4 protein-coding genes are annotated in these 4,151 nt (G+C 70.8%); 2 read left to right on the top strand and 2 right to left on the bottom strand.

Annotation, left to right across the window (positions count from 1 at the left end; genetic code table 11):
• Window positions 1-20: 20 nt before the first annotated feature.
• Window positions 21-983 carry a DeoR/GlpR family DNA-binding transcription regulator gene (locus EHS43_RS39065; RefSeq protein ID WP_125195322.1) on the bottom strand — a complete coding sequence of 321 codons (963 nt, stop codon included), beginning with the start codon at window positions 981-983 and terminating at the stop codon, window positions 21-23.
• Window positions 984-1,149: 166 nt separating this feature from the next.
• On the bottom strand, window positions 1,150-2,598 hold the full coding sequence (locus tag EHS43_RS39060; protein WP_125195321.1) for an NAD(P)H-quinone dehydrogenase: 1,449 nt from the start codon (window positions 2,596-2,598) through the stop codon (window positions 1,150-1,152).
• 96 nt (window positions 2,599-2,694) lie between these two features.
• Between EHS43_RS39060 and EHS43_RS39055 the strand changes: the two genes are divergently transcribed.
• Window positions 2,695-3,132 carry a gamma-glutamylcyclotransferase gene (locus tag EHS43_RS39055; RefSeq protein WP_125195320.1) on the top strand — a complete coding sequence of 146 codons (438 nt, stop codon included), beginning with the start codon at window positions 2,695-2,697 and terminating at the stop codon, window positions 3,130-3,132.
• Between the two features lie 104 nt (window positions 3,133-3,236).
• Window positions 3,237-4,073: a purine-nucleoside phosphorylase gene (locus tag EHS43_RS39050; RefSeq protein ID WP_125195319.1), complete on the top strand. Its 837-nt coding sequence runs from the start codon at window positions 3,237-3,239 to the stop codon at window positions 4,071-4,073.
• Window positions 4,074-4,151: the final 78 nt, after the last annotated feature.

The raw sequence follows: 4,151 nt of genomic DNA, 5'->3' as shown, positions 1-4,151 counted from the left end.
GCATCACCCCGTAGGAGGGCTCAGCGGCGGCGCAGGTCTGCCACCCTGGCCCGCTCCGCCGCCGGAGTCGGGTCGCCGAGGGCTGTGGCCGTGCGGAGGGAAGGGCCCGTCGAGGGGAGCTGGCTGCGGCGGGGGCCCGGCACGGGCACGTCCCGGCGCTGTTGCTGCCGCGCCGGGACCTGATCACCCCCCGGCGCTCCCGACCCGCCGGCCACGGCGATCTGCACCCCCTGGTCGGCGAGCGCCTGGAGTTCCGTGGCGGCCCGGTCGTCGTGGGCCGGCGGCTCGTCGGTCACCAGGCGGGTGATGAGGTCCGTCGGCACGGTCTGGAACATCGTGTCGGTACCGAGCTTGGTGTGGTCGGCGAGGACCACGACCTCCGCGGCGGCCTGCACCAGCGCCCGGTCCACGGACGCCGACAGCATGTTGGACGTGGACAGCCCGCGCTCCGCGGTGAGCCCGCTCCCGGAGAGGAAGGCCCGGGAGACCCGTAGCCCCTGGAGCGACTGTTCCGCCCCCGAGCCCACCAAGGCGTAATTGGAACCGCGCAGGGTTCCGCCGGTCATCACGACCTCCACCCGGTTGGCATGGGCGAGCGCCTGTGCCACCAGGAGGGAATTGGTCACGACGGTCAGTCCGGGAACCCGGGCGAGCCGGCGGGCCAGCTCCTGTGTGGTGGTACCCGCCCCCACCACAATGGCCTCGCCTTCTTCCACGAGACCCGCGGCGAGATCGGCGATGGCCGTCTTCTCGGCGGTCGCGAGATGCGATTTCTGCGGAAAGCCGGACTCCCGCGTGAACCCGCCCGGCAATACCGCACCGCCATGCCGGCGGTCGAGGAGTCCTTCTGCCTCCAGCGCGCGCACGTCCCGCCGTACGGTCACTTCGGAGGTCTGGACGACGCGGGCGAGCTCACGGAGCGATACAGCCCCGTTGGCTCGCACCATTTCGAGGATCAATTGGCGACGTTCTGCAGCGAACACGAAACTGACAGTAACGCCAACGACCGTCTGCTTTCAGCTGTTTGCGCCGAATAGCAGAAGATGTTCGCACAGCAGGACGAGAAGTGGTATAGGGCCTAATCCCCCCGCCTATGCCGCACGAATGGTCGACAACTCCCCGTGACCAGGCAGGAATCGCTTTCGGCCGTCAGGCCCCGCCGGTCTCCTTGCGCGTGTGCAACTGCCGCGCCACCTCGGCGATCGACCCCGAAAGGGAGGGGTAAACGGTGAACGCGTTCGCGATCTGTTCGACCGTCAGATTGTTGTCGACCGCGATCGAGATCGGGTGGATCAGTTCCGAGGCGCGGGGCGCGACGACGACGCCGCCGACGACGATCCCGGTGCCCGGACGGCAGAAGATCTTGACGAAGCCGTCGCGGATGCCCTGCATCTTGGCGCGCGGGTTGCGCAGCAGCGGGAGCTTCACGACCCGGGCGTCGATCTTCCCGCCGTCCACGTCGGACTGCGAGTACCCGACGGTGGCGATCTCGGGGTCGGTGAAGACGTTCGACGAGACGGTCTTCAGGTTCAGCGGGGCCACCGCGTCGCCGAGGAAGTGGTACATGGCGATACGCCCCTGCATGGCGGCCACGGAGGCCAGGGCGAACACCCCGGTCACGTCACCGGCGGCGTACACACCGGGAGCCGTCGTCCTGGAGACCTTGTCGGTCCAGATGTGCCCGGACTCGCGCAGCTTGACGCCCGCTTCCTCCAGCCCCATGCCGGCGCTGTTCGGAATGGCGCCGACGGCCATCAGGCAGTGCGAGCCGGTGATGACCCGCCCGTCCGCCAGCGTGACCTCGACCCGGTCCCCGACCCGCTTGGCGGACTGGGCACGGGAGCGCGCCATGACGTTCATACCGCGGCGGCGGAACACGTCCTCCAGCACGGCGGCGGCGTCCGGGTCCTCACCCGGCAGCACGCGGTCCCGGGACGAGACCAGCGTCACCTTGGAGCCGAGGGCCTGGTAAGCGCCGGCGAACTCGGCGCCGGTGACGCCGGACCCGACCACGATGAGCTCTTCCGGGAGCTCGTCGAGGTCGTAGACCTGGGTCCAGTTGAGGATGCGCTCACCGTCGGGCTGGGCGTCGGGAAGCTCACGGGGATGACCGCCGGTGGCGATCAGCACGGCGTCCGCAACGAGCGTCTCCTCGCTCCCGTCGGCGGCCCGTACGACGACCTTGCGCGAGCCGTCGAGGGCCTGCATGCCCTCCAGACGGCCACGCCCGCGCAGCACCCGGGCCCCGGCCCGCGTCACGGAGGCCGTGATGTCGTGCGACTGGGCGAGGGCGAGCCGCTTCACACGCCGGTTGACCTTGCCCAGGTCCACGCCCACCACCCGCGCCGCCTGCTCCAGGGGCGGGGTGTCGTCGGCCACGATGATGCCGAGCTCTTCGTACGAGGAATCGAAGGTCGTCATCACCTCGGCCGTGGCGATAAGGGTCTTCGACGGCACGCAGTCGGTCAGCACCGACGCCCCGCCCAGACCGTCGCAGTCGACGACGGTCACCTCCGCGCCGAGCTGGGCGGCCACCAGGGCCGCCTCGTATCCGCCGGGTCCGCCACCGATGATCACGATCCGAGTCACGTACTCCATTGTCCCGCACGACCGGGGATGCCACGGCCTGGGGGGCGCCCCGAGACGCCACTGTTACGGGAGAGACACCCGGGAAGGCTGCCGTACCCTCGACCCATGTCGCTCTACGCCGCCTACGCCGGCAACCTCGACGCGCGGCTCATGACCCGCCGCGCCCCGCACTCGCCGCTGCGCGCCACGGGGTGGCTCAACGGCTGGCGGCTGACCTTCGGGGGTGAGCACATGGGCTGGGAGGGCGCTCTGGCGACGATCGTCGAGGACCCCCTCTCCCAGGTGTTCGTGGCGCTCTACGAGATCGCCCCCGCCGACGACGAGTCGATGGACCGCTGGGAGGGCGTGGGCCTGGACATCTACCGCCGCACCCGTATGCGGGTCCACACCCTGGAGGGTGAGGAACAGGTCTGGACGTACGTCCTGAACGGCTACGAGGGCGGTCTGCCCTCCGCCCGCTACCTGGGCGAGATCGCGGACGCGGCGGAGTCCGCCGGCGCCCCCCACGACTACGTCATGGAGCTCCGCAAGCGCCCCTGCTGAGGGGCGCCGGGCCGGCGGTTGGTCGGAAACGACAAGACAACGATCGCCATCCCGTCAGCTCTGTCATCTACGCGCGTAGGCCCGGACCGGCTACCCTCATCCGCGTGAACGCATCTCTTCTTCCGGACGACATCCAGGGCGCCACCCCCGATGAACCGAGGGTCACCGCCGACGCCGCCGCCGCGCGGCTGCGCGAACTGACCGGTGCCGAGACCCACGACGTCGCCCTCGTGATGGGCTCCGGCTGGGCACCGGCCGTGGACGCCCTCGGCGCGCCCGACGCCGAGTTCCCCGTCACCGAGCTGCCCGGCTTCCCGCCGCCGGCGGTGGAGGGACACGGCGGCAAGATCCGCTCGTACCGGATCGGTGCGAAGCGGGCCCTGGTCTTCCTCGGCCGCACCCACTACTACGAGGGCCGGGGCGTGGCGGCCGTGGCCCACGGCGTGCGCACCGCGGTCGCGGCCGGCTGCAAGACGATCGTCCTCACCAACGGCTGCGGCGGCCTCCGCGAGGGCATGCGCCCCGGCCAGCCGGTGCTGATCAGCGACCACATCAACCTCACGGCGACCTCTCCGATCATCGGCGCGAACTTCGTCGACCTGACCGACCTCTACTCCCCCCGCCTGCGCGCCCTGTGCAAGGAGATCGACCCCACGCTGGAGGAGGGCGTCTACGCCCAGTTCCCCGGCCCGCACTACGAGACCCCGGCCGAGATCCGTATGGCCCGCGTCATCGGCGCGGACCTGGTGGGCATGTCGACGGTCCTGGAGGCGATCGCCGCGCGCGAGGCGGGTGCGGAGATCCTGGGCATCTCCCTGGTCACCAACCTCGCCGCGGGGATGACGGGTGAGCCGCTGAACCACGAGGAGGTCCTGCAGGCGGGCCGTGACAGTGCGACTCGGATGGGTTCGCTGCTGGCACAGGTACTCGGCCGCATCTGAGAGACCGCTCAGGGATGTACCGGGTCCGGTTGCAGGGCGGGGGGCCGGTCGCGCGGGGCCGCTGCGCTGGGCTTGGGC

It is taken from the genome of Streptomyces sp. RP5T (assembly GCF_003933965.1).
GTDB lineage: Bacteria > Actinomycetota > Actinomycetes > Streptomycetales > Streptomycetaceae > Streptomyces.
Note: the sequence above shows the minus strand (reverse complement) of the source record. Positions and strands in the feature narration are given on the sequence as shown.

Coding starts and splice junctions, on each gene's coding strand:
- EHS43_RS39060 (WP_125195321.1), bottom strand. CDS start 2,598: ATGGAGTACGTGACTCGGATCGTGATCATCGGTGGCGGACCCGGCGGA.
- EHS43_RS39055 (WP_125195320.1), top strand. CDS start 2,695: ATGTCGCTCTACGCCGCCTACGCCGGCAACCTCGACGCGCGGCTCATG.